The following is a 1609-nucleotide window of genomic DNA, read 5'->3' as shown; positions in this document are numbered from 1 at the left end:
CCCCGGGCCTGAGCCGCACCGGACCGCACACGCGGTCCGGGGCGTCGCCCACGTGCCTGCGGGGCTCACAGGTAGAGGCCGGTCGACCCCTCCGCGCCGGACAGCCGCTCGGACGCCACCGCGTGCAGGTCGCGCTCGCGCAGCAGCACGTACGTCGCCCCGCGGACCTCGACCTCCAGCTTGTCCTCCGGGTCGTACAGCACCCGGTCGCCCGGCTCCACCGTCCGCACGCTCTGGCCGACCGCCACCGCCTCGGCCCAGGCGCAGCGCCGGGACAGCTCCGCCGTCGCCGGGATGAGGATGCCGCCGGTGGAGCGCCGCTCGCCCTCGCCCGCGTCCGCCTTCACCAGCACCCGGTCGTGCAACATCCTGATCGGCAGCTTCTCCCCCAGCCGGTCGTGCCGGGGCTCCTCGTGCCGCGCGCTCTGCTCGTCGTTCTTGCTCACGCACCCGACCGTACCCGCCCGACGGCCCGCAGGTGCACGGCGGGCCCGCAGGTGCCCGCCATCCGGAACGGGCACGGAAAGGGGCCGGGACGCCGCAGCGCCCCGGCCCCGACCGGCCTGCCTCAGCCGCGCCGCCGCTTGCGGGCCGAGGCCAGCAGCAGCACCACGCCGACACCGACCAGCGCCGCCGGCACCACCCGCTCCGGCCGCGGCCGGCCCTTCTCGTCCGTGAAACCGGCCTTGACCTGCTCCAGCGCCCCGCTCGCCGCCACGTACGCCCGGCCGACCTTCTGCTCGACGGCGCCGAGCATCCGCGCCTTGGTCTGCGCCGCGACCGTCGCGGGGTGCACCCGCATCGCCAGCTCGTCCAGCGTCGACGCGAGCCGCTCACGGGCCTGCGCGATGTCCGCCTCGATCTGGGCCGTCGTTCGCGCCGACTTGTCCTTGCTCGCCTGGGCCACGAGAGCCACCCCAATCACTGATGCTGTCCTGTGCGACACGCACAGTCTGTCAGCTCCCACCATGCGCCGCGCAGCGCCACCCACCGAGCGGGGTAGGTTTGCCGGGGTACGACCACCCGTCCAGCACGAGGAGAGATCCACCGTGAGCGAGCGCCTCAAGGCGGGCGACACCGCCCCCGCCTTCACCCTGCCCGATGCCGACGGCAACCAGGTGTCCCTCGCCGACCACCTCGGCCGCAAGGTGATCGTGTACTTCTACCCGGCCGCCCTCACCCCCGGCTGCACCACCCAGGCCTGCGACTTCACCGACAACCTGGAGGTCTTCGCCGGCGCCGGCTACGACGTCATCGGCGTCTCCCCCGACAAGCCGGAGAAGCTCGGCAAGTTCCGCGAGAAGGAGAACCTCCAGGTCACCCTGGTCGCGGACGAGGACAGGTCGGTGCTGGAGGCGTACGGCGCGTACGGCGAGAAGAAGCTGTACGGCAAGACCGTGGTCGGCGTGATCCGCTCCACCGTCGTCGTCGACGAGGAGGGCAAGGTCGAGCACGCGCTCTACAACGTCAAGGCCACCGGCCACGTCGCCAAGCTGCTGCGCGACCTGCGGATCGGCGCCTGACCGACCGTCGACGCCGCGGCGGGCACCGGGTCTCCCGGTGCCCGCCGCGGCGTTCCCGGGGGTCGACGGCCCGTCACCTTGTCACC

General features: G+C 73.5%; 3 protein-coding genes. 1 reads left to right on the top strand and 2 read right to left on the bottom strand.

Annotated features, from left to right (window positions below):
* Nucleotides 1-65: 65 nt before the first annotated feature.
* Together ABZ641_RS36560 and ABZ641_RS36555 are read right to left on the bottom strand one after the other, a co-directional pair.
* Nucleotides 66-368, bottom strand: coding sequence for a co-chaperone GroES (locus ABZ641_RS36560; protein ID WP_263108086.1), 303 nt, complete (start codon nucleotides 366-368; stop codon nucleotides 66-68).
* Between the two features lie 200 nt (nucleotides 369-568).
* On the bottom strand, nucleotides 569-907 hold the full coding sequence (locus tag ABZ641_RS36555; RefSeq protein ID WP_344626813.1) for a DUF3618 domain-containing protein: 339 nt from the start codon (nucleotides 905-907) through the stop codon (nucleotides 569-571).
* Nucleotides 908-1049: 142 nt separating this feature from the next.
* Between ABZ641_RS36555 and bcp the strand changes: the two genes are divergently transcribed.
* The gene (gene bcp / locus ABZ641_RS36550; protein ID WP_344626790.1) at nucleotides 1050-1523 is read left to right on the top strand and encodes a thioredoxin-dependent thiol peroxidase; all 474 of its coding nucleotides are present in this window, start codon (nucleotides 1050-1052) and stop codon (nucleotides 1521-1523) included.
* Nucleotides 1524-1609: the final 86 nt, after the last annotated feature.

Origin of the sequence: Kitasatospora sp. NPDC007106 (genome assembly GCF_040634455.1) — a bacterium.
Taxonomy (GTDB): Bacteria; Actinomycetota; Actinomycetes; order Streptomycetales; family Streptomycetaceae; genus Kitasatospora; species Kitasatospora arboriphila.
The sequence above is the reverse complement of the archived record's forward strand: the minus strand, read 5'-3'. Positions and strand labels throughout refer to the sequence as shown.

Excerpts from the sequence above, each read along its gene's own strand:
- ABZ641_RS36560 (WP_263108086.1), bottom strand. The coding sequence starts at position 368 with ATGTTGCACGACCGGGTGCTGGTGAAGGCGGACGCGGGCGAGGGCGAG.